16 protein-coding genes and 1 pseudogene are annotated in these 22,768 nt (G+C 73.3%); 10 read left to right on the top strand and 7 right to left on the bottom strand.

What is annotated here, in order from left to right; genetic code table 11:
- Positions 1–18 precede the first annotated feature (18 nt).
- Positions 19–1,884: a cellulase family glycosylhydrolase gene (locus SMA5143A_RS29155; protein WP_181362058.1), complete on the bottom strand. Its 1,866-nt coding sequence runs from the start codon at positions 1,882–1,884 to the stop codon at positions 19–21.
- Positions 1,885–2,129: 245 nt separating this feature from the next.
- On the opposite strand from SMA5143A_RS29155, the gene SMA5143A_RS42660 reads away from it, so the two are divergent.
- Positions 2,130–2,603 (top strand): hypothetical protein, encoded by a 474-nt coding sequence (locus SMA5143A_RS42660; protein ID WP_181362057.1) that lies wholly within the window; start codon positions 2,130–2,132, stop codon positions 2,601–2,603.
- A 113-nt stretch (positions 2,604–2,716) separates the two neighbouring features.
- Here the strand turns inward: SMA5143A_RS42660 and SMA5143A_RS29145 are convergent, their stop codons facing one another.
- Together SMA5143A_RS29145 and SMA5143A_RS29140 are read right to left on the bottom strand one after the other, a co-directional pair.
- The gene (locus SMA5143A_RS29145; RefSeq protein WP_107465792.1) at positions 2,717–3,769 is read right to left on the bottom strand and encodes an aldo/keto reductase; all 1,053 of its coding nucleotides are present in this window, start codon (positions 3,767–3,769) and stop codon (positions 2,717–2,719) included.
- Positions 3,770–3,881: 112 nt separating this feature from the next.
- A complete protein-coding gene (locus SMA5143A_RS29140) occupies positions 3,882–4,853 on the bottom strand; it encodes an LLM class F420-dependent oxidoreductase (RefSeq protein WP_107465791.1) in 972 nt (323 codons plus the stop codon).
- A gap of 167 nt (positions 4,854–5,020) precedes the next feature.
- Here SMA5143A_RS29140 and SMA5143A_RS29135 point away from each other — a divergent pair, with 167 nt between their 5' ends.
- Positions 5,021–6,124, top strand: coding sequence for an XdhC family protein (locus SMA5143A_RS29135; RefSeq protein WP_107465790.1), 1,104 nt, complete (start codon positions 5,021–5,023; stop codon positions 6,122–6,124).
- Between the two features lie 60 nt (positions 6,125–6,184).
- Here SMA5143A_RS29135 and SMA5143A_RS29130 read toward each other — a convergent pair whose 3' ends face one another.
- Positions 6,185–6,688: a metallophosphoesterase family protein gene (locus tag SMA5143A_RS29130; RefSeq protein ID WP_107465789.1), complete on the bottom strand. Its 504-nt coding sequence runs from the start codon at positions 6,686–6,688 to the stop codon at positions 6,185–6,187.
- 12 nt (positions 6,689–6,700) lie between these two features.
- Positions 6,701–9,121 carry a SpoIIE family protein phosphatase gene (locus SMA5143A_RS29125; protein ID WP_107465788.1) on the bottom strand — a complete coding sequence of 807 codons (2,421 nt, stop codon included), beginning with the start codon at positions 9,119–9,121 and terminating at the stop codon, positions 6,701–6,703.
- A gap of 252 nt (positions 9,122–9,373) precedes the next feature.
- On the opposite strand from SMA5143A_RS29125, the gene lanKC reads away from it, so the two are divergent.
- The 4 genes from lanKC (at position 9,374) to SMA5143A_RS44620 (ending at position 16,456) form a co-directional block, all read left to right on the top strand.
- Entirely contained in the window at positions 9,374–11,998 is a 2,625-nt protein-coding gene (gene lanKC, locus SMA5143A_RS29120; RefSeq protein WP_107465787.1) for a class III lanthionine synthetase LanKC, read from the top strand.
- An 86-nt stretch (positions 11,999–12,084) separates the two neighbouring features.
- The gene (locus SMA5143A_RS29115; protein ID WP_055716533.1) at positions 12,085–12,201 is read left to right on the top strand and encodes a SapB/AmfS family lanthipeptide; all 117 of its coding nucleotides are present in this window, start codon (positions 12,085–12,087) and stop codon (positions 12,199–12,201) included.
- Between the two features lie 230 nt (positions 12,202–12,431).
- Positions 12,432–14,345 carry an ABC transporter ATP-binding protein gene (locus SMA5143A_RS29110; protein ID WP_107465785.1) on the top strand — a complete coding sequence of 638 codons (1,914 nt, stop codon included), beginning with the start codon at positions 12,432–12,434 and terminating at the stop codon, positions 14,343–14,345.
- Between the two features lie 239 nt (positions 14,346–14,584).
- On the top strand, positions 14,585–16,456 hold the full coding sequence (locus SMA5143A_RS44620; RefSeq protein WP_308812051.1) for an ABC transporter ATP-binding protein: 1,872 nt from the start codon (positions 14,585–14,587) through the stop codon (positions 16,454–16,456).
- Here SMA5143A_RS44620 and SMA5143A_RS43155 read toward each other — a convergent pair.
- A pseudogene (locus SMA5143A_RS43155) lies at positions 16,379–17,053 on the bottom strand (LuxR C-terminal-related transcriptional regulator); the annotation flags it as partial. The gene SMA5143A_RS44620 and the pseudogene SMA5143A_RS43155 sit on opposite strands and share 78 nt — an antisense overlap.
- A 132-nt stretch (positions 17,054–17,185) precedes the next feature.
- Between SMA5143A_RS43155 and SMA5143A_RS29100 the strand changes: the two are divergent.
- Both SMA5143A_RS29100 and SMA5143A_RS29095 read left to right on the top strand, forming a co-directional pair.
- Positions 17,186–19,333 (top strand): SpoIIE family protein phosphatase, encoded by a 2,148-nt coding sequence (locus tag SMA5143A_RS29100; protein WP_107465783.1) that lies wholly within the window; start codon positions 17,186–17,188, stop codon positions 19,331–19,333.
- A gap of 68 nt (positions 19,334–19,401) precedes the next feature.
- Entirely contained in the window at positions 19,402–19,755 is a 354-nt protein-coding gene (locus tag SMA5143A_RS29095) for a VOC family protein (protein WP_107465782.1), read from the top strand.
- Positions 19,756–19,930: 175 nt separating this feature from the next.
- Here SMA5143A_RS29095 and SMA5143A_RS29090 read toward each other — a convergent pair whose 3' ends face one another.
- Positions 19,931–21,352 (bottom strand): S1 family peptidase, encoded by a 1,422-nt coding sequence (locus tag SMA5143A_RS29090; protein WP_258193791.1) that lies wholly within the window; start codon positions 21,350–21,352, stop codon positions 19,931–19,933.
- A gap of 196 nt (positions 21,353–21,548) precedes the next feature.
- Between SMA5143A_RS29090 and SMA5143A_RS29085 the strand changes: the two genes are divergently transcribed.
- Together SMA5143A_RS29085 and SMA5143A_RS29080 are read left to right on the top strand one after the other, a co-directional pair.
- Positions 21,549–21,962 (top strand): PaaI family thioesterase, encoded by a 414-nt coding sequence (locus SMA5143A_RS29085; protein WP_055539834.1) that lies wholly within the window; start codon positions 21,549–21,551, stop codon positions 21,960–21,962.
- Between the two features lie 502 nt (positions 21,963–22,464).
- Positions 22,465–22,680: a hypothetical protein gene (locus SMA5143A_RS29080; RefSeq protein WP_055522042.1), complete on the top strand. Its 216-nt coding sequence runs from the start codon at positions 22,465–22,467 to the stop codon at positions 22,678–22,680.
- Positions 22,681–22,768: the final 88 nt, after the last annotated feature.

Here is a 22,768-nt window from a genome sequence, read left to right as displayed (position 1 = left end):
AAGATCTTCATCAGCCTTCTAGTCGAACTTCGAGGCCAGCCACCCCGACAGCTCCGTGCGCGCCGCGTCCAACCGCGTCGCGGACGGGGCTGTCGCCCCGTTGGTGACAAGGGCGTAGTGCAGCTTGCCCGAGTCGGGGGCGGTGAGCAGCAGCCGTCGGCTGCCGGTGCCGCCGGGTTCCCTGGCCGCCGCGACCGGAGTGGACGTGGTGTACGCCGGCGGCGAGGACGTCACCCCGAGGTCGGACACCACGGTCGTGGACGCGGTGGGGAAGGACGCCGGCAGGTGCAGTTCCGTCGGCTCGGTGCTGCCGTCGGAGCGCCACACCAGCAGGGCGTACTGCCCGGACCCGACGAGCGAGGAGACGTTCGGCAGGGTGCTGGGCACCGGGTTCCAGGTCAGCGTGGTGGAGCCGTCGCGGGAGCGGTCCTCGTAGGTGAAGGCGAGGGCGCTGCCCGCCGTGGCGCTCGGGTAGACCCGGTCGAGGAGCCGGGCGTCCTGGCGGAGCACGGCCGTACCGGAGTCGTCGAGGCGTACGGCGGAGAGGTCCTCGCCGTTCCAGGCGTCGCCCTCGGTCTGCACCTTGTCGGGGTTGTCGTTCATCAGCTCGTGGTGGCGCCCGTGGTAGATATCCCACTGCCACTGCGAACCGGACAGGACCGGGCCGGAGGCGGCCGGGTCCGACCACCAACTCCCGCCCTTCACACGGGAGTCGAGCGCCTGGTACATCGCCTTGTAGACCGTGGGCGCCTTGTCGGAGACCGACCCGGCGAGCGGGTGCCCGAACTCGCTGACGATCGCGGTCGTGCCGCCGGCGGCGGCCCGGTCACGGATGGTCCCGAAGTTGGTGGAGTACTGACCGTTCTCCGCCTTGCCCCACATGAAGACGCCGGAGATCGCCTTCTGGTCGTAGAAGTGGGTGTTGAAGACGTAGCGGGGGCCGATGGTGCCCGCGTCGAGCAGTCCGCCCTCCTGCTTCTGGAAGTCGATGTTGGCGTTCCAGAAGAGGTTCGGCTCGACGAAGGCGGGCTTGGACTGCCAGCCCGCCGCGTCCATCCGCGCGCGGAACTTGACGTAGAACGGCCACATCACGTCCTTCTCCCAGGCCCTGCTCGTCTGGCCCGAGTCGAGGACGCCGGGATGCGGCTCGTTCCACGGGTCGAAGCCGACGACACCCTGGAACTGGCCGGCCGAGAGGTTCTGCTTGATGTACGCCATGGTCTTCTGGGCGGTGGCCAGGAAGGAGTCCTGGACGCCGTACGTGTTGTGCCAGAAGTCGTACGTCGACTTCGTGACGGCGGCGTTCGAGGTGATGTTCTGCCCCCAGAACGGGCAGATGCCGCAGTATTCGTCGGGATAGTTCCCGAGGTCGACGGCCCACTTGGGGGCGCCGTCGCCGGTGTACCAGCTGTCGGAGTCGAACAGCCACCGGGAGTAGAGGTCCTGGTGGAAGTCCGGGTACACCCGGATCCCGGCGTCGAGGAAGGCGCCCATCTGGGCGGTGGCCGCCGAGAGATAGGCGGTGTCGACCTGGCCGCGCACGGGCTCGGCGTACGCCCAGGACAGCAGGAAGCGGACGGAGTTGCCGCCGCCGAGCGCCCGGAGCGCGGTCGCCGATTTCCTGGCGTCGGCGACCGAGGCGAAGGGCAGACCGTTGTTCTCCTTGAGCTTCGTCTCGCCGGAGACGTTGTAGCCGCGCAGGACGACCTCGCGGCCGAGGCCGTCCTTGAACCTGCCGCCGTCGACCGTGAGGGTCGCCGCGGCCTGGGAGTCGAACCAGAGTTCGTCAGTGAGAGCGGAGGCGGGCTGGGTGGGGCCCGCCGTGGTCAGGAAGCCGGTGACGAGTACCAGGACACCGAGCAGACGTGTGCGCAATCTTGACATGTCCGCCACATTCGACATGTCCCTACCGTCCCAATGGACAGCCGGGCCGTCAATAGCACCTGACGCACGAGTAAGTACCCGTTTTCGCAAGACAGTTCACCTGCAACGGCGATTCTTCGCCGTCGCCGTTCTGCGAACGGGGCTGTGGCCACGGCCTTTCGGCGCTGACCGAAAGGCTTGGCCTGCTTCTCGGTGCGCGGACCACACTGAGGCCGAGACACAGGCACAGAGGAGATCAAGTGAGCGTGAGAAGTTTCAGAAAGCGGGCGGCCGCCATGGTCGTGACGATGATCGCCGCATTGGCCCTTCCGCTGGCGGCGCAGGCACCAGCACAGGCAGCGCCGAACGCTGCGGCCGGAAGGGCCGCATGGACACCGGAGATCTACCCGCTGTACCCGGGCGAGCGGGTATGGCTACGGGATGTGACGAGTGCCCAACGGAACTTTGCGCTGCGTGCGTGCTCCGAGGCATCTGGAATCGCCTGCGTGTCGGTTGGTCAGGGCGACGGCAATCACAGCATCTTCCACCTGTTCAGGTGCGAAACGCGTTCGCTCTCGAACTTCATCGACGCGCTGGCTGTTCGCAACAACCAGACCGGCGGAGCCGTGGTCCGTTTCTGGGGGCCCAACTATCGCGCCAACATCGAGGCGAACGGCCGGATCACCGAGGTCGTCCCGAACGAGGCGGTGTACGACTTCACGAACATCGACATCTGCTGAGGCGCTGCGCCGATGTCGTCGACCAAGGCGTCGGCGCCCCCGACCGGCGAGGCGGCCCCCGGGAGGTCGCGAAGGGCCCTGGCCCGCGCGGCCGTCACCGCCCTCGGCGAGGGTCAGTCCGTGGCCGCCCGCTCCCCCGTCGGGCGCCTGCGCAGGGTCGGCTCGGTGAGGGGGCGGGGCTGCCAGACGCCGTCGGCGCGGTAGAGGTCCGTGCCCGGTGCCACGATCTCGTCGATCCGGTCCAGCACCTCGTCGTCGAGCACCAGGTCCGCCCCCTTGAGCAGCGAGGTGAGCTGGTCCATCGTGCGCGGGCCGATGATCACCGACGTGACGGCCGGGTGCACCAGCGGGAAGGCGACGGCCAGTTCCGGCAGCGTGCGGCCCATCTCCTCGGCGAGAGCGGCGAGGCGCTCTACGGCCGCGTACTTCTCGGCGTTGCCAGGGAGCGCCGGGTCGAAGCGGTGCGGGGTGAGCCTGGGCCGGCCGGCGGTGAGGTCGACCGGTCGTCCCTCGCGATAGGCGCCGGACAGGAAGCCCGAGGCGAGCGGCGACCAGGTCAGCACCCCCATGCCCAGGCGCTCCGCGGTGGGCAGCACGGCCCGTTCGATGCCGCGCGCGAGGATCGAGTACGGCGGCTGCTCCGTGCGCAGCCGCATCAGCCCGCGCCGCTCCGCCACGTGGTGCGCCTCGACAAGGTCCTCCGCGGGGAACGTGGAGCAGCCGAACGCCCGGATCTTGCCCGCCCGCACCAGGTCGGTGAGGACGGACAGCGTCTCCTCGATGTCGGTGGTGTGGTCCGGGCGGTGCACCTGGTAGAGGTCGATCCAGTCGGTGTCCAGCCGCCGCAGGCTGTCCTCGACGGCCCGGACGATCCAGCGGCGCGAGTTGCCGCTGCGGTTGCGTCCCTCGCCCAGCGGGAAGTGCACCTTGGTGGCGACCACGATGTCGTCGCGCACGCCCTTGAGTGCCTTGCCGACGATCTCCTCGCTCTCCCCGGCCGAGTACATGTCGGCGGTGTCCACGAAGTTGACGCCCGCGTCGAGCGCGGCGCGGATGATGCGCGCTCCGTCCTCGTGGTCGGGGTTGCCGACGGCGCCGAACATCATCGTGCCGAGGCAGTGGGTGCTGACCTCGATGCCGGTCTTGCCGAGGACTCGATAGCGCATGCCGTTGCTCCGTCGCGGGTGGGGTGGGTCGGGAGCGTCAGCCTAGGAGTTGGAGTGCACTCGACGGCAAGGGACGGACGGGCGGGCACCCGCGGCGCACGCCCGTCCGGTGTCAGCCGAACGCCGCGCGCAGTGCGGGCAGCAGGGTCTTCTCCGACCAGTCCAGATAGGCGGGTTGGGACTCGCCGCCGATCTGCACCAGCGCGATCTCGGTGAACCCGGCCTCCGCGTACGGGCGTACGGCCTCGACGAAGGCGTCCGGGTCGTCGCCGCACGGGATGGACTCCGCGACGTCCTCGGGCCGGACGAACCGGGTGGCCGAGGCGAACGAATCGGGGTGCGGCAGCTCGGAGTTGACCTTCCAGCCGCTGCCGAACCAGCGGAACTGGTCGTGGGCGCGCCGGACGGCCGTGTCGCGGTCGGGGTCGTAGCAGATCGGCAACTGCCCCACGCGTGCCTTGCCCTCGCCGCCGTGCCGGTCGAAGGCCCGCAGCAGTTCGCCGTCCGGTTCCGTCGCGATGACGAGGTCGGCGAGCCGGCCCGCGAGGGCGCAGGACTGCTCGCCGGAGACGGCGATGCCGAGGGGCGGCGGTTCGTCCGGCAGGTCCCACAGCCGGGCTGACTCCACGTCGAAGTGGGAGCCGTGGTGGGTCACATGGCCGCCCTCGAAGAGCGCCCGGATGATCTCCACGGCCTCCTCCAGCATCTCGTGCCGTACGTCGACGGAGGGCCAGCCGCCGCCCACGACATGCTCGTTGAGGTTCTCGCCCGAGCCGAGCCCGAGCCGGAACCGTCCCTCGGACAGCAGCTGCATCGTCGCCGCCTTCTGCGCCACCACCGCCGGGTGGTAGCGGAACGACGGGCACGTCACATAGGTCATCAGGGGGATGCGGGAGGTGGCCTGCGCCGCCGCGCCGAGGACGCTCCACGCGTACGGCGAGTGGCCCTGCGAGCGCAGCCACGGGAAGTAATGGTCGGAGGTGACCGAGAAGTCGAAGCCCGCGTCCTCGGCCCGGACGACATGGTCGACGAGCTCACGGGGACCGGCCTGCTCGGTCATCATCGTGTATCCGATGTGCACCATGGCTGCCGGGTCCCCTGGCGGGCCGGGTCCGAAACGGCCCGTCCGCGGCTCCTGGGACCCGTGGGGCGCTTCCCCGGGGCCCGGCGGTGCGCGGCTTCCGGGCCGGAGGGGCGGCGGGGGCGGAACTGTCGGAGGCTGGAACCGCGGGGGTGGTGAGAGGAGCGGCCATGCGTGAGGTCCTCCCGGCGGTCGGCGAGTGGTACGCGGCGGGCGCCCCGTTCGGGCTCGCGACCGTCGTCACGGTGACCCGGAGCGCGCCCCGCGAACCGGGAGCCGCCCTGGCGGTCGGCCCCGGCGGTGAGGTCGTGGGCAGTGTGTCCGGCGGCTGTGTGGAGGGCGCGGTGTTCGAGCTGGCCCAGGAGGTGGTGGCGTCCGGGCAGGCGCGGCTGGAGACGTTCGGGTACAGCGACGAGGACGCGTTCGCGGTGGGGCTGACCTGCGGCGGGGAGATCGATGTGCTGGTGCGGCGGGTGACACCGGCACAGGACCCCGCGCTGGGGGAGGTCGTCCGGGCCGTGGCCGCCGGCCGGCCGGTGACCCTGGCGACCGTCGTCGACGGCCCCGCGCCGCGCGGCGCCACCCTCGCGGTCCGGCCGGAGGCGGTGTCCGGCTCCCTCGGCGCGGCCGGGCTGGACGCGGCGGTCGCCGCCGACGCGCGCGGGGAGCTGGCCCTGGGCGCCACGGTGGAGCGGCACTACGGGCCGCGCGGCGAGCGGCGCGAGGACGCCGTCACCGTCTTCCTGCACTCGTTCGCGCCGCCGCCGCGCATGCTGGTGTTCGGCGCGATCGACTACGCGGCCGCGGTCGCCCGTATCGGCGTCTTCCTGGGCTATCGGGTGACGGTGTGCGACGCCCGGCCCGTCTTCGCGACGCCGCGGCGGTTCCCGGACCCCGTCGAGGTGGTCGTCGAGTGGCCGCACCGCTTTCTGCGCGGGACGCCCACCGACGGGCGCACGGTCGTCTGCGTCCTGACCCACGACCCGAAGTTCGACGTGCCGCTGCTGGAGGTGGCGCTGCGCCGTCCGGCCGCGTACATCGGGGCGATGGGCAGCCGACGTACGCACGACGACCGGATGCGGCGGCTGCGGGAGGCCGGTCTGGACGACGCCGAGCTGGCCCGGCTGCGCTCCCCCGTCGGCCTCGACCTGGGCGCCCGTACGCCCGAGGAGGTGGCGGTGTCCGTCGCGGCCGAGATCGTCGCGCTCAGATGGGGCGGCAGCGGGGTGCCGCTGACCGCGAGGTCCGGGGTGATCCATCCGCCGGCCCCGTGACAGCCCTGACCGTCCGGCCCGTGAACGCCGTGCGGCGACCGCGACGGGCTCCGGTGACGGTCAGGTGCGGGGCGGCAGCCGGTGCAGGCGTACGTCCCTCAGCTCGCCTTCCCTCGCGGTCGCCGTCATGTACGTGCAGTGCGGCTGGCGGCGGCGGTCCGTCGGGGAGCCGGGGTTGAGCAGCCTCAGGCCGGTGTCGGTGGTGGTGTCCCAGGGGATGTGGCTGTGGCCGAAGACGAGGACGTCGGTGTCGGGGAAGCGGTCGGCGCAGCGGCGTTCGCGGCCCTTCGCCGGGCCCGTCTCGTGGACCACGGCGAGACGCAGCCCGTCGAGGTCGGCGTGGGCCACCTCGGGGAGGCGGGCGCGCAGGGCGGGGCCGTCGTTGTTGCCGTACACCCCGATGAGGCGGCGGGAGCGCTGTTCGAGGAGGTCGAGGGTGGCCTCGTCGACCCAGTCGCCGGCGTGGACGACCACGTCGGCGTGCGGGAGGTCGGCGAGGAGTCGCTCGGGCAGCGCCCTGGCGCGTCGGGGCAGGTGGGTGTCGGACATCAGGAGCAGGCGCACACCACCAGGGTGTCAGCCGATGGGGATCTCCGCCCACACCTGCTTGCCGCCGCTCACCGGGAGGGTGCCCCACGCCGCCGACATGGCCTCGACGAGGAGGATCCCGCGGCCGCCGGTGGCCTGCCAGCCGATGTTGGCCGGTTTGATGGGGGTGCGCGGCGAGTTGTCGGCGACGGCGATCCGCAGCCGGTCCTGGAGGAGGGTGAGGTCGAGGCGGACCCGGCCGTCGGTGTGCACGAGGGCGTTGGTGACGAGCTCGGAGACCACGAGGAGGACGGCGTCCGCCTCGTCCCGGATGCCCCAGGCCCGCAGGACGCGCCGGGTGTAGCGGCGGGCCTGGCCGACCGCCTGGGGCAACCGCCACACCGTCCAGTTCTCGCGGCGCGGACGCAGGGCCATGCCGTCGTAGCGGACCAGGAGCAGGGCCACGTCGTCGTCGCGGTTGGCGCCGCCGAGCAGGGTGTCGGCGACGACGCCGAGGTGGGCGGGGTCGGCGGCGGACAGGCCGGAGGCGAGCTGGTCGAGTCCGTCCTCCACGTCGAGGTCCGCGGACTCTACGAGGCCGTCCGTGGTCAGCGCGAGGAGGGCGCCGGGGGCCAGGCGCAGCGAGGCCATCGGGAAGTCGGCCTGCCGCAGGACGCCGAGCGGGGGTCCGCCCTCGGACTCGGTGATCTCGGCGGTGCCGTCCGGATGGCGCAGCACGGGCGGGATGTGGCCGGCGCGGACGTACCAGGCCAGGCCCTCCTCCATGTCGACGTCGACGTAGCAGCAGGTGGCGAAGAGGTCGGTCTCCATGTCGACGAGGAGGCGGTTGGCGTGCGCGACGACGACGTCCGGGGGGTGCCCCTCGACGGCGTACGCGCGCAGGGCGGTGCGCATCTGGCCCATGAGGGTGGCGGCGCCCGCGTTGTGGCCCTGGACGTCGCCGATGACGAACGCCACGTGGTTGTCGGGCAGGGGGATCACGTCGTACCAGTCGCCGCCGACCTCCAGCCCGGCGGTGGTGGGCAGATAGCGGGCGACGGCGACCGCGCCGGGCAGCTCCGGCAGGCGACGCGGGAGGAGGGTGCGCTGGAGCATGCCGACGAGTTCGTGTTCGGCGTCGAAGGCGTGGGCGCGCATCAGGGCCTGACCCGCCAGGCCCGCGGCGGCGGTGAGCAGGGCCCGCTCCTCGGGACCGAAGTCGTGGGGGCTGTCCCAGCCGATCAGGCAGGCTCCGGCCATCCGGCCGCCGGCCGACAGCGGGAAGACGGCGAGGCCGCCCGGTCCGACCTCGGCGAGGGCGGGCTCCAGATCGGCGTCGGCGGGCCAGATCGCGGCGCGGCCCTCGCGGAGCGCCGTGGCGAGGGTCGGCATGGTGCGTACCGGCGCGTCGGGCCATTCGGAGCGCCATTCGGTGCGCCAGACCTCGGGCCACGCCTCGGGCTGGGGCGGGTCGAGCACGGTGACGACGAGGCGTTCGCCCTCCAGTTCGGCGAGGGCGATCCGGTCCGCCTGGAGGGGCTTGCGCAGAGCGGCGACGACGGCCTGGCTGACGTCCCGGACGGTGCCGGCGGTGGCGAGGGCGGCGGCGAGGCGCTGGACGCGGGCCACGTCGCCGCGGCCGGTGCGCAGGGTGGAGGCGTCGGCGACGGTGCCGACGAGGCGGGCCGGGCGGTCCTCGCCGCCGGGCAGCAGCCGGCCGCGCAGCCTGAGCCACTTCTGTTCGCCGGAGGGCTGCAGGATGCGGAACTCCAGCTCCCGGTCGCCGATGGACATGTGGTCGGCCTCGACGACGGACATCACGGCGGGCAGGTCCTCGGGCACGGTCATCGCGAGCAGGGTCTCGATCCGGCCCTCGAAGTCGTCGGGGCCGATCCCGAACAGCTCCAGCAGCTGGTCGTCGACCTCGACCTGCCCGGTGTCCATGGCCAGGTCGAAGGAGGCGCCCGGTCCGAGCGGCGGGGCCGGGGCGGCCCGGGCGACCGCCTCCGCGAACAGGTCGAGGCACCGCCGGTCCTCGGCGGCGAAACCGTCCAGGTCGTCGCTCACGGCGAGCAGACAGCCCCGTTCGTCCAGCGGCAGCACCCCCACCGAGAACTCACCCACGACCGATCGGCGGGCGTCCGCGTCCTGGACGAGGTCGGCGGAGCCGCGCCACACCGGCCGGCCCGTACGGACCGCCTCGGCGAGGGAGGTGGCACCGGACGTGGGATAGCTGTCGAGCAGCCCGTACAGGTTCGTGGGGACGCCGGCCGACGCGGTCAGGGAGAGCCGTTCGCCCTCGTCGTCCGGGGTGTAGACGGCGGCGAGCGTCGCCTCCGTGAAGACGAGCACCTGTTCGAGGATGGCGTGGAGGCGGTCGCGTGGGTCGAGGTCGTCGGCGAGGGCCGCGAGGGCAAGTTCGGCACGCGGCTTCCTCGTTCCGTGTCCCGCCGCGCCCTCACTGACCACGTCCGTAATTACAGCGCTTCCGGCACGTGCGCGCAGCCCCTGTGGCCGTTCCGGGGAGGCCGGGACACACATCGCGCACAGCGGGGATCGAAACGCCCCGAACAAGTCTTTACGCATGCGTTCCGCACAGTGATCGCGTGACACGCGTGACGGCTTTCTGGTGACAGCCGTGACTGTCGGGCCGCCCCGCCCGGCTGGAAGGCTCGACGGCACACGGCCCAGGGACACGGCTCACGACCCGGGGGGACACGCATGGACAAGCGGTACGAGGCGTACGCGCTCGCCGACAGACACTTCTACGAGACACCGGACCGGCTCTCGGCCGGTGAGCGCGCCGACACGACCGCGCCCGAGTACGAGACGGCCCGCCGGGCGGTGCCCGAGGGCTGGCGGGCCGCCCGGATGGGCGACTGGCTGACCCTGACGCCCGTCGACGGAGCCGGCCGTCCGCGACCCGCGCCCACCCAGGGCTGGAAGGTGCACGCCTCCGCCACCCGGGCGAACGCGGAGCGGATCGCGGCGACCGTGTGGGACTACTGCGTGCCCCGGCTGATCCCGTTCAAGTTCGTGCCCGGCCCGCATCTGCTGCATCTGCGCAACGCCAAGTACGCGGGCCGCGACACCAGCGGCAAGTTCGTGACGCTCTACCCGGCCGACGAGGAGCAGCTGCATCTCGTCCTGCGGGAACTGGGCGCCCTCCTGGAGGGCCTCGACGGCCCGTACATCCTCACCGACCTGCGCTGGAACGAAGGTCCCCTCTACGTCCGCTACGGCGCGTTCGCCCGGTCCTTCGTCGTCGACGAGCGCGGCTCGCTCGTGCCGGCGGTCCGTGACGGTTCGGGCACCCTGGTGCCGGACCAGCGGAAGCCGACCTTCCATGTACCCGAGTGGGTGACGCTGCCCGCGTTCCTCGCACCGCAGCTGGCGGCGCGGAACACCACCACGGTCGGTGATCTGCCCTACCGCATCGAGAAGGCCCTGCACTTCTCCAACGGCGGCGGGGTCTACGTCGGCACCGACACCCGTGACGGGCGCAAGGTCGTTCTCAAGGAGGGGCGCCCGCACGCCGGGCTGGCCGCCGACGGGGCCGACGCGGTGACCCGGCTGGAGCGGGAGAGGGCCGCGCTGGAGCGGCTGTCGGGGCTGGGCGTCGTACCCGAGGTCCTCGACTGGTTCACCCTCGGTGACCACCGCTTCCTCGTCATGGACTTCGTCGAGGGCCGCCCGCTCAACTCGTACGTCGCCGAACGGCACCCGCTGCTGGCCCCCGATCCCGACCCGGACGCGGTGGCCGCCTACACCGACTGGGCGTTACGCGTCCACCGGGCCGTCGAGGAGGCGGTCACGGCGGTGCACGCGCGCGGGATCGTCTTCAACGACCTGCACGTCTTCAACATCATGATCGCGCCGGACGAGCGGTCGGTGTCCCTGCTGGACTTCGAGGCGGCGGCCCCCGCCGAGGAGAACGGCCGCCAGATCGTCGCCCACCCCGGCTTCCTGGCGCCCCCGGACCGCACGGGCCCCGACGTCGACCGCTACGCCCTCGCCTGTCTGCGCCTCGCGCTGTTCCTGCCGGTCACCTCGCTCCTCGTGATCGACCGGGCGAAGGCCGCGCATCTGGCCGAGGTGATCGCGGGACAGTTCCCGGCCGTGCCGCGACGGTTCCTGGACGAGGCGGTCGCCGAGATCGTACGGGGGCCTGGTCCCGTGGGTGGCGGCGCCTCCGTCGTCCCCGCCGGGGCCTCGCCGTTCGCGTCGCTCGCCGCGCCCGTGGACTGGCCGTACAGCCGGGACTCGATGGTCAAGGCGATCCTGGCGTCGGCCACACCGGAGCGGGACGACCGGCTCTTCCCCGGTGACGTCGCCCAGTTCTCGGACGGCGGCGGTCTCGGCCTCGCCCACGGCGCCGCCGGCGTGCTGTACGCGCTGTCCGCTACGGGGGCCGAGCGGTACGAGGAGGGCGAGCGCTGGCTGCTCGACCGCACCGACCCGGTGCCCCTCGGTACTCCGCTCGGCCTGTACGACGGGCTCGCCGGGGTGGCGTACGTCCTGGACCTGCTCGGTCACCGGGGGCGGGCCCTCGACCTCGTCGAGCAGGTCCTGTCCGAGAAGTGGCACAAGCTCTCCTCCGACCTGCGCGGCGGCCTGTCCGGACTCGGACTGGTCCTCGGGCACCTGGCACGGGCCACCGGCGAGACGGAGCTGGACGCACGGGCCGACGAGATCGCGGCGCTCCTCGTGCGGCGCCTCGCCGAACCCCGCCCCGCGCCACCCCGCCGACGCGCCGGCCTGCTGCGCGGCGCGAGCGGTCCCGCGCTCCTCCTGCTGCGCCGGTACGAGGCGACGGGCGACCGGGCGCTCCTCGACGCGGCGGGCGACGCCCTGCGACTCGACCTGGAGTGCCTCGTCGAGCAGAAGAACGGCGGCCTGGCCGTCGACGAGGGCTGGCGGACGCTGCCGTACCTCGGCGACGGCGGGGCGGGCGTCGGCATGGTCCTCGACGACTACCTGGCGGCGAGGGGGCTCCCCGCCGGGCCCGGCGCCGGCGGAGAGTTCGAGCGGGCCCGTGCGGGTGTGCTCGCCGCCGCCACCTACCGCTTCTACGTGCAGCCCGGTCTGTTCGACGGCCGGGCCGGGATGATCCTCCATCTCGCGCGGACGGGCGCGCCCCGTGACCTGCTCAGGGAGCAGATCGACGCACTCGGCTGGCACGCCATGCCGTACCAGGGGCAACTCGCCTTCCCCGGCAGTCACCTGATGCGGCTCTCCATGGACCTCGGTACCGGAACGGCGGGGTGCCTGCTGGCCCTCGGCGCGGCGCTCGCCGACGACGCCCGGCCCCACCTGCCGTTCCTTCCGCCGCCACGGCGGCCCTGAGACGCGGCTCCGTGCCTGACGGAGTCGTGACGCACCACCCCCGTCCCCAAGTCCCCTTCGGGGGAACCCAACCGAAAGGAATCGACATGGCACTCCTCGACCTGCAGACGATGGAAGCCGACGAGACCACGGGCACCGGCGGGCCCAGCTCCCTGAGCGTGCTGTCGTGTGTGAGCGCGGCCAGCATCAGTCTCTGCCTCTGACCCGGCGGGGCGACAGCCCCGGACGGTCTTCCGTCGCATCGGCGCGGCACCGCGGTCGCATCCGCGACGGCGGGGTCGCGCCACGGCTCCGGACGGCCTCCTCCCCAGTCCGGGGAGGGGCCGTCCGGGCCCTGCGCATGTCCGGCCCCGTACGGCGCCTCCTCACCCGGACGGAGCGCCGGCCTCGGCAGTTTGCCGGCAGTTCTCTCGGTCCCCACGTCAGGACGGGTATGACGACCCTCACCGAGCCCGGTGGTCACGCCGAACAGGGTGGTCACGGTCCGGCCGCCACGTCCACCGACCCCGCCACGGCGCGTGCGTCGGGCACGTCGCCCGCGTCGCCCGCGTCCGACGCCCTGCTGTCCGCGACGGTGCGGTACTCCGCGCGCCGCTGCGCCGCCCTCGCCCTGGTGGCCTTGGCCACCACCGGGGCGAACCTGGTGCTGCCGGTCGCCCTGGGGCGCGCCCTGGACCTCCTGCTGACGGCCGACCCGGCGGCGACCCGCTGGGTGCTGTGGTGCGCCGCGCTGATGCTGCTCCTCGCCGTGCTGGACGCGGTGGAGACCGTCGTCGGCGGGACGACGAGCGCGCGGGCCACGGCCTGGCTGCGCCGGCGTCTGACGGGGCACGTGCTGGCGGTGGGCCCGCGGGCCGTCGCCCGGTCCGGGCCCGGCGACCTGGTGGCACGGCTGGTCGGGAACGCCGCGCAGGCGGGGACGGCCCCCGCCACCGTGGCCGCGCTGCTCGCCGCGCTCGCCGGGCCGGTGGGCGCCGTGGTGGCGCTCGCGCTGATCGACCCGTGGCTGGCGGGGGTGTTCCTGGTCGGGGCGCCCGTTCTCGCACTGCTGCTGCGCTGCCTCGCCCGTGACTCCACGGCCTGTGTGACCCGCTACCAGGAGCTCCAGGGCCGTATCGCCGGCGGGCTGGCCGAGGCCGTCGCCGGTGCGCGCACGATCGCGGCGGCCGGAACGGCCGACCGGACCGTGGCCCGCGTCCTGCGCCCGCTGCCGGAACTCTCCCGCGAGGGCCACCGCATGTGGCGGGTCCAGGGGCGCGCCGCCGCGCAGGCGGCCGCCGTGGCCCCGCTGCTCCAGATCGGGGTGCTGGCGACGGCCGGTGCGCTGCTCGCCCGGCGGCAGGTGTCGGTGGGCGAGCTGCTGGCCGCGTCCCGCTACGCCGTGCTGGCGGCGGGCGTCGGTGTCCTCGTCGGACAGCTCTCCGGGCTGGTCCGCTCCCGGGCGGCGGCCCGCCGCCTCGACGAGGTGCTGGCCGAGCCTCCGCTCGGGTACGGGGAACGCCGACTGCCGCCGTCCGGGTGCGGGCGGCTGGAGCTGCGCGGGGTGACCGTCCGCCGGGGGGCGCGCGCCGTCCTGGACGGGGTGGACCTCGTGGTACCGGCCGGGACCACGCTCGCCGTGGTCGGTCGCTCCGGCGCGGGCAAGTCGCTGCTCGCCGCCGTCGCCGGACGTCTGGTCGACCCGGACGAGGGAGAGGTACGGCTGGACGGGGTGCCCCTGCGCGCGCTGGACCGCCGGGAGCTGCGCGCAGCGATCACCCACGCGTTCGAACGGCCCGCCCTGCTCGGCGACTCGATCGAGGACACCATCGCCCTCGGCGTCTCCCGCCCGTCCCCCGGCCGGGTGCGCCGGGCTGCCGGGGCCGCCCGCGCCGACGTCTTCATCGACCGCCTCCCTCACGGCTACGCCACCCGCTGTGCGGAGGCCCCCATGTCGGGCGGCGAGGCCCAACGCCTCGGCCTCGCCCGCGCCTTCGCCCGCACGCCCCGCCTCCTCGTCCTCGACGACGCCCTCTCCAGCCTCGACACGATCACCGAGCACCACGTCACCGCCGCCCTCCTCCACAGCACCCCGGCCCGCACCCGCCTCCTCATCACCCACCGCCCCACGACAGCCGCCGACGCGGACCGCGTGGTCTGGCTCGACGGGGGGCGAGTGCGAGCGACAGGAACACACAAGGAGCTCTGGCGCCTGCCGGGCTACCGGGAGCTGTTCGGGGCGGGGGACGAGGGCTCGGTGGGGGCGGGCGGCGGAGTCAGGGGCGTACGGAACGCCGGGCGTGCCGGGGAGGGGAACGCGTCGAGCCGCGTTTGCGAGCCGCCCTTCCCAGCGGGGGGAGGGAGCTGATGCGGAGGCGACGGGCCGACAGGCAGCCGGACTGCCCGGCATCGGCGACCGGCCCGGCGTCGGGCGAGGAGCCCGCGGAGCCTCACCCGTCGGCCGGCGAGACCCAGCCATCATCCCCACCCCACCTCTCTCACCGCGGCCCCACCCAGCCACCGTCTCCGCCCCACCCCCCTCACCCCGGTCTCGCGCGTCGCGGTGTCCGCTTTCTGCGGCGGCGGGTCGGCGTCGTCGTGCGGCTCGTGGCGTGGTCGCTGTTGGAGGCGGCGCAGACGTTCCTCATGGGGTACGCGCTCGCCCGGGCCCTGGACGACGGGTTCCTGGCGGGACGGGCGGGCGTAGGGCTGGGGTGGCTCGGTGCCGGGGCCGCGGCCGTGGTCGTCGGGGCGTTCGGGACCGGCCGGGTGTACGGGTGCGTCGCGGCGCTGGTGGAGCCGTTGCGGGACCGGCTCGTGCGCGGCGTCGTCGAGCGAGGTGTGCGGGAGGCCGACGACGGCGCTCTGTCCGGGCTGACCCAGCAGGTGGAGATCGCCCGGGACACCTTCGCCGGCCTGGTGATGGTGTCCCGCTCCTTCGTGTTCACGGCCGCCGGCGCGCTCATCGGGCTGTTCTCGCTCGCTCCCCCGCTGCTGCTGGTCGTCGTCCCCCCGCTGGTGGTGGGCGTGGCCCTCTTCCTCGCGTCGCTGCGCCCCCTGGCCCGCAGGCAGGAGGCGTTCCTCGTGGCCGACGAGGCCCTCGCCACCGGCCTGGGCGCCGTGTGCCCGGGGTTGCGGGACATCACGGCGGCCGGTGCGGAGGAGTCGGTCGCCGACGACACGGGGCGGCGCGTCGACGCCGAGTACCGGGCGGCGCGGTCCCTCGCCCGCTGGGGGGTGCTGCGGGTCGCGTCCCTGGCGGTCGGCGGCCAGCTCCCCGTCGTGCTGCTGCTGGCGGCCGCCCCCTGGCTGCTGGCGCGCGGGGTCACCGCGGGCGCCCTCATCGGCGCGCTCGCCTACGTCACCCAGTCGCTCCTCCCGGCCCTGCAGAACCTGGTCCACGGCCTGGGCACGAGCGGCTCCCGCCTCGCGGTGGTCCTGCGCCGACTGGCCCCGGCGGACGAGCCGTCGCGCGCGCCCCGGCAGGAACCGGGGCCTGCCCCGGTCTCGGTGGCCCGCCCCCCGGCCCCCGGAACGCCCCCGGCCAACCCCCCACTCCCCCCACCCCCGCCCGACGCCCTCACCCTCTCCTGCGTGACCTTCGCCTACGGCCCCGCCGCCGCGCCCGTGATCGAGGGCCTCGACCTCCGGCTGCCCCGGGGCACCCACCTCGCCGTCGTGGGCCCCAGCGGCATCGGGAAGTCCACGCTCGCCGGGATCGTCGCGGGCCTCCTGCTCCCCCGGCACGGCTCCGTCCACTTGTGCGGACACCGGGTGCCCGGCGCCACATCCCGCGCACACCGGGTGCTCATTCCGCAGGAGACGTACGTCTTCAGGGGATCCCTCGCGGAAAATCTCGGCGAGCTGCGGCCGAAACCCGTGCCCCAGGAGGAGCTGTGGGCCGCCGCGGAGGCCGTGGGGCTGACGGAGCTGATGGAACGCCTGGGCGGGCCGGGGGCCGAGATCGACCCCGGCGCGCTGTCCGCCGGCGAGCGGCAGCTGATCGCGCTGGCCCGGGCCCATCTGTCGAACGCGCCGGTCGTGATCCTCGACGAGGCGACCTGTCATCTGGACCCGGAGGCGGAGGAGCGCGCGGAGCGGGCCTTCGCACGGCGGCCGGGCACGACCCTCGTGGTCGTCGCCCACCGTGTCGGTTCGGCCCGCCGCGCGGACCGTGTGCTGGTCATGGACGGCCGCCGCGTCGCGTTCGGCACGCACGACGACCTGATGTCCCGCTCCCCGCTCTACCGGGACCTGATGGGCACCTGGTCCCCCACCACCCCGGTCCCGTCCTCCCCCACCACCCCGGTCCCGTCGTCAGAGCCAGCCCTCGCCCTGGGAGATCCGGATGGCGTCGATCCTGTTGCGCGCGCCCGTCTTGCGGGTGATCGCGGCCATGTAGTTGCGCACGGTCCCGTGGGACAGATGAAGGCTGCCGGCGATCTCCGCGACGGAGGCGCCCTCGGCAGCCAGGGATAACACGCTCAGCTCCCGTCTGGTCAGCGGCATCTGCGCGGCCTTGAGGAAGCCGAAGCCGAGCGAGTCATCGACGAAACGTTTCCCCCCGGCGACCTGGCGGATCGCGGCCACCAGCCGCTCCGGTGCGCCCTCCTTGTCCACATAGCCGAGGGCCCCGGCCTCCGCCGCGCGCTTCAGCAGACCGGGGCGGCTTGCCTGGGCGAGCACCACGAGCCCCGCGGCGGCGCCGCCCGCGCCGCCGCTCAGATCGCCGAGCGGCGGGATGCCCACCGCGTCGGCGCAGTCCAGGTCCGCCGCGCAGACGTCCGGCCGCAGGGACCGCGCGCGCCCCGGCGCGGTGCGCCAGGGCGCGTCGTACACCAGCAGATCGGTCTCCCGGCGGAGCCACTCCGCCAGTACCGACCGGACCAGACATTCGTCGTGCACGAGCAGTACCCGGATCACTATCGCCCTCCGCCTCCCCCGGCCACGGCCGCTTCCTCGTCTCAGCGCGTGCCCATTGTTGGCGTCTGTGACCGCGCACGGTTCGCGAAGAACCAGCCAACGGGATGCGCGGGGGCGCACGCACGGCGCCCGTGCGCAAGGCCGCGCATCCATCCGGGGGGAATGTCCGTGGCGAGTCGGGGTACGGGGGCTCGGCCTCCGGAGGGTGCTCGCCGTGCGTGTCGGGCCGTCAAGAGGGAGCCTTGACGCGGGGGCGTGGCGCGACCGTGCGAGGAGGTGGTCGGCATGTCCGACGTCCCGGCGTCCGGTGCGCGGACGACGGTCGAGACGGCACGCATGGGCCACCCCCTGCTGTCCCTGGCGCTGGCCGCGATGATGGACGACGTCCAGGCCCACTCCGGTGCGGTGTACCTGCTGGCCCATGACGCGCCCGTCCTGGAGATGGCGGTGATGGCGGGGCTGCCGCGGTCCTTCGCCGCGCCGTGGGAGCGGGTGAGTCTGAGCGCCCCGGCCCCGGTCTCGGAGGCCGTGCGGGAGCGACGGCTGGTGTGGGTCAACGGCGAGGAGCAGATGGCGCGCCGCTATCCCCGGATCGCCGTCGTCCTGCCCTATCCGTTCGCGATGGCCGCGCTGCCGGTGGCGACCCGTGACACCACCTACGGCGCCGTCTTCCTGACCTGGCCGGGCTCGCACCCCCCGGAGCTCAGCGAACGCGAGCGGGACAAGCTCACCTCGGCCTGCGACCGGCTCGCGATACGGCTGCGGCGCGCGGAGGAGGAGGGCAGGCCGGTGCTGCCGGAGCCGGACCTCTCGGCGCCGTCGACGACCACGGTGGCCGGGACGCTCGGCACGGTGGAGGCGGCCCGGATGGTGGCGCGGCTGCCGTACGGGATGTGCTCGCTCGATCTGCACGGGCGGATCACCTTCGCCAACGCGGCCACCGCCGAACTGCTCGGCATCCCGGTGAGCGCGCTGCTGGGCATGCAGCTGTGGGCGTCCGTGCCGTGGCTGAACGACCCCGCGCACGAGGACCGCTACCGGGCCGCGCTGATGAGTCAGCACGTCACGTCGTTCATGGCGTTGAAGCCGCCGGGCGAGTGGCTGTCCTTCCGGCTGTACCCGGGGACGAACGGGCTGAGCGTCCGGATCTCCCGGGCCCGCTCGGTCGCCTCACCGAGGAGCGCCGCACGGCAGGAGGGCGACGACGACGGGCCGGGCCGGCTGGTGACCATCGACCATGTGCTGGCCATGGCGAGCGCCCTCACCGAGGCGGTGGGGGTGCAGGACGTGGTGGAGCTGGTCGCGAACGAGATCGTCCCGGCCGTCGGCTCCCAGGCGCTGGTGATGCTCGGCTCACGGGCGGGAAGGCTCCATGTGCTGGGCCACCACGGGTACACGGACCCGCACCTCGTCGAACGGTTCGACGGCATGCCGCTCAGCTCGCAGACCCCCGGCGCCCGCGCCCTGACCGCCGGGGTGCCCGCCTTCTTCGAGAGCCGACAGCAGCTGGAGCATCTGTATCCGGTACGCCAGACGACCCCGGACGGGATGGGCGCCTGGGCGTATCTGCCGCTGATCGCCCAGGGACAGCCGGTGGGCACCTGTGTGCTCGGGTACGCCGATCCGCATCCCTTCCCGGCGGAGGAGCGCGCGGTGCTGACCAGCCTCAGCGGGCTGATCGCCCAGGCGTTGCAGCGCGCGCTGCTGTACGACGCCAAGCATCAGCTGGCGCACGGTCTGCAGGCCGCGCTGCTGCCGCACTCGCTGCCGTCGATCCCCGGTATCGACGCGGCCTCCCGCTATCTGCCGGCGACCCGGGGCATGGACATCGGCGGCGACTTCTTCGACCTGGTGCTCTCGCACGGCCGGGCGTCGGCGGTGATCGGCGACGTGCAGGGGCACAACGTGACGGCGGCGGGGCTGATGGGGCAGATCCGTACGGCGGTCCGCGCGTACACGACCGTGGGGCAGGCACCGGAGGACGTGATGAGCAGCACCAACCGGCTGCTGATCGACCTCGGGAGCGATCTGTTCGCCAGTTGTCTGTATCTGCGTCTCGACCCGGCGCACGGCACGGCCGTCATGGCACGGGCCGGTCATCCGCCGCCGCTGCTGCGCCGACCGGACGGGCGGGTGAAGGTGCTGGACCTCGCGGGCGGGCCGCTCCTCGGCATCGACGCGTCCGCCACGTATCCGACGACCGAGGTCGCGCTCTCGGAGGGTTCCGTGCTCGCCCTCTACACCGACGGACTCATCGAGTCGCCGGGCGTCGACATCGAGGACGCGCTGGCCGATCTCGGGGAGCGGCTCGCCACGACCGGGAACCGTCCGCTGGAAGCACTCGCCGACGGGCTCGTCCGGGAGACGGGGACGGCGGAGGAACGGTCGGACGACGTGGCGTTGCTGCTGCTGCGGGCGGTCGCCACCGGATGAGACGGCACGCGCGGGCACGGGCCACGGGCCACGGGCCACGGGCCACGGGCCACGGGAAGGATGGCGGCATGGACCATGTGCGAGGAATCGGCGGGTACTTCGTCAAGGCCGCCGACCCGGCGGGCCTGACTGCCTGGTACCGCGACTGCCTGGGCCTGGACATCGACGCGACGGGGCTGTGGCGTCAGGAGGCCGGGCCGACGGTGTTCGCGGCGTTCGAGTCCGGGACCGACTACTTCGGGCCCGGTGACCAGCGGACCATGCTCAACTTCCGGGTGCGCGATCTGGACGCGGTGCTCGCCCGGTTGCGGGCCGCGGGCGCCGACGTGGCCGAGGAGACGCAGGAGATGGACGGGGTCGGCCGGTTCGGCTGGGTCACCGATCCCGAGGGCAATCGCATCGAGCTGTGGCAGCCGGTCTGACCGGGCACCGGCCGCGGACACGGCAGCGGTCCGGCCCTCCCCTCGGAGGGCCGGACCGTTCCACGCGCGGGCCGGTGTGGTGTGGTGTGGCCCGCGGGCGGATCGTGGGGGCGACGGTCCGTCGTCAGTGGCCGCTGATCACGGAATCGTCGTCCACGCCGTCACCGGTGCGCGGTCAGCGACCGTCGTTGCCCTGCTGGTCGACGCCCTGGTCATCGGCACCCTGCTGCTGCTCCTGGCCCGCACCGGCGTCACCGGCACCGGCCACGGCGCCCGCGTCGCCCTTGTCGCCCGCGCCGGCGCCGCCGGCCGCCTGCTCACCCGCGCCCGCCGCGGCGGCGCCCTCTTCCTGACCGGCGCCCGCGCCACCGTCGGCCTGCTCGCCCGCACCCGCGCCGCCGGCCGCTTCCTCGCCGGCGCCCGCGGCGTCACCGGCACCGCCGTCGGCCTCCTGGCCGGCGCCCGCGCCGCCCTCGCCTATGGTGGCGCCGACCGCCGCGAGGGCGGTGGTGACGGGCTGGAAGAACGTCTCGCCGCCCACGGTGCAGTCACCGCTGCCACCGGAGGTCAGACCGATGGCCTGGCCGTCCCGGGTGAACAGCGAGCCGCCGCTGTCGCCGGGCTCGGCGCAGACGTTGGTCTGGATGAGGCCGGTGACGGTGCCCTCGGGGTAGTTCACCGTCGCGTCGAGGCCGGTGACCTGGCCGTCGGCGAGACCGGTGGTGCTGCCCATGCGGAAGACCTGGAGGCCGACGGTGGCCTCGCCCGCGGCGTTGATGTTCACCGTCTGGCCGTTGCCGAGGTCGACGGTGCTGGCCGCCTGCGTGGCGGGGTCGTTGTACTTGACCAGGGCGAAGTCACCGACGCCGGGGAAGGTGGCGGTCTCCGCGTCGACCGTGCCGATCGGCGCGCCACCCTCCTGCTCCGACCACTCGGGCTCGACGACACCGCAGTGACCGGCCGTCAGGAAGCCCGGCGTCCCGTCGGCGTTGGTGACGTTGAAGCCGGCCGAGCAGCGCGCGCCGCCGCCGAAGATGGCGTCGCCGCCTTCCAGGAAGGGCTTGAAGGTGCCGGCGGACTTCTTGACCGTCGCCATGCCGGCGCCGAGGGACTTCACCGTGGACTCCACGGTGTCCCAGTTCTCACCGGTGACCGTGGAGTCGGCGGTGACCTGGATCTTGTTGGTGCGGGGGTCGATCGCCCAGGCGGTGCCAGGGACGGTCGCCTGCTTCTTCAGCGTGGCGGCGCCGGCCTTGAGCTCGGACCAACTGTTGTCGACCTCACGGATCTCCGCACCGGCCTTCTCGGCCTGGGCGAGCACGTTGCCGGCGCCCTCGATCCGCTGGCCGTCGACGTTGACGACGAGCCGCTTGTCGCCCGAGTCGTAGTACGCGCCTGCGAACGCCTCACCAAGTGTCTTCTGGAGCTGGGCGGCGAGAACGGAGGCGTCACTCGCGGCGAACGTCTTCGGGGCGGCCTGGTTCGACTCCGTCTGGGACGCCATCGCGTTCGGCAGGATGAGGGCCGCGGCCCCGAGCGCCGCCACACCGCCTGCGGCAATGAACGCCTTACGCTTGGTGGCTCGTTTGTGACTCAACTCTTGACCTCCTGGGGACGGGGTCCGTGCCGCCGTCCGGCGGGTGAACTGGGGGCGCCTGGTTGCCAGTTGGTACGGATGGTTCCGGTGGGGTGTTCAACGCCTCGCAAAAAGATTTCGATGTTGCGTTTCGCAAAGTGTGGTTCGGGTGGGCATTTCACGACTTCCCGCCCGCGTGAGCGGGAACGATGCCCGCATGACGCTCACACCCGCCGAAGCCGACAAGATCCTCGCCGCCAACTTCGCCCCCTGGGTGCTCGACCTGGGACTGACGGCCGTCGACCTGGACGAGGGGCGCGCGATGCTGCGCCTGCCGTGGTCCGACCGGTTGGCCCGCGAGGGCGGCGCCCTGTCGGGGCAGGCGCTGATGGCGGCCGCCGACACGGCGACGGTGATCGCGGTGTCGGCGGCGCGCGGCTCCTTCGTACCGATGACGACGGTCCAGCAGTCGACCAGCTTCCAGCGGGCGGTGGTGGGTGAGGACGTGCTCGTCGAGGCGGTGCTCACCAAGCTGGGCCGCCGGATGGCCTTCGCCGAGATCGCGATGACGACGGCGGACTCGGGCGAGCTGGCGGCCCGGGCGAGCACGGTGTACGCCCTGTTGGGGTGACAAGGCACCCTTCCTTGGGCCAAAGGCCACAGATCGACATCACGGCAGGCACGTTCAGCGACGGGCCGACAGCGGTCCGTCCCGGTCACCGGGGGAAAAGGCGGCTTCAGGGAATCTCCACACCGAATGCCCAGCGGGGTCACGGCGCTCGGCGGATCTGCACAGCGGTCCGCCGGGCGCCGCGTCTTTGAGGCGGGAGTGTCCAGTTCGTTTTCCGCGTGGCAATCAAGCGGTGATGACGATGCCGGGCGCGGTGTGAAGAACCTGGCCCCAACGCGTGCGCGGCCCTGCACGGATGAACGGCCTTGGTCACCAAGTGCGCTGGTGAGAGCACTTCTTGATTGGATGTGCGCCACGGCGATCTGCTTTGATCCATCGCACCGCGAGGGGCCGCCGAGCCATCGGAGACGAGAGTCGAGCGCCCCCGTGTGCGGCCGTCGTTCTGTCCCCAGAAGGGGGCCGCTCCCCCCTTATGAATATCCATACGAAGGGAAGTTCCATCATGAACTCCACCCCCCAGGTTGAGACCGCCGAGCTGTCGGACGCCGCGCTGGACGCCGTTGCCGGTGGTCTGCAGATCAACGCCGTCGGCACCGTCACCGGCCTGGTGGACGGCGTCGCCCCGGTTTCCGGCCTGGTCAACACGGCCGTCGGCACCGTCGAGGGTGTCACCGGCCTGAACACCGCGCCGGTCACGAACCTGGTCGCCGGTCTCTGATCGACCCCTGGTACCGCTGAGTCCCGGAACCGCCTGACGGTTCCGGGACTCTCGGGTGCCGTCGCCCCGTCCTCCGTTCCTCGCAGGT

The sequence above is a fragment of the Streptomyces sp. MA5143a genome (genome assembly GCF_900290235.1).
Classification (GTDB): Bacteria; Actinomycetota; Actinomycetes; order Streptomycetales; family Streptomycetaceae; genus Streptomyces.
This window is presented reverse-complemented; position numbering and strand designations above follow the sequence as displayed.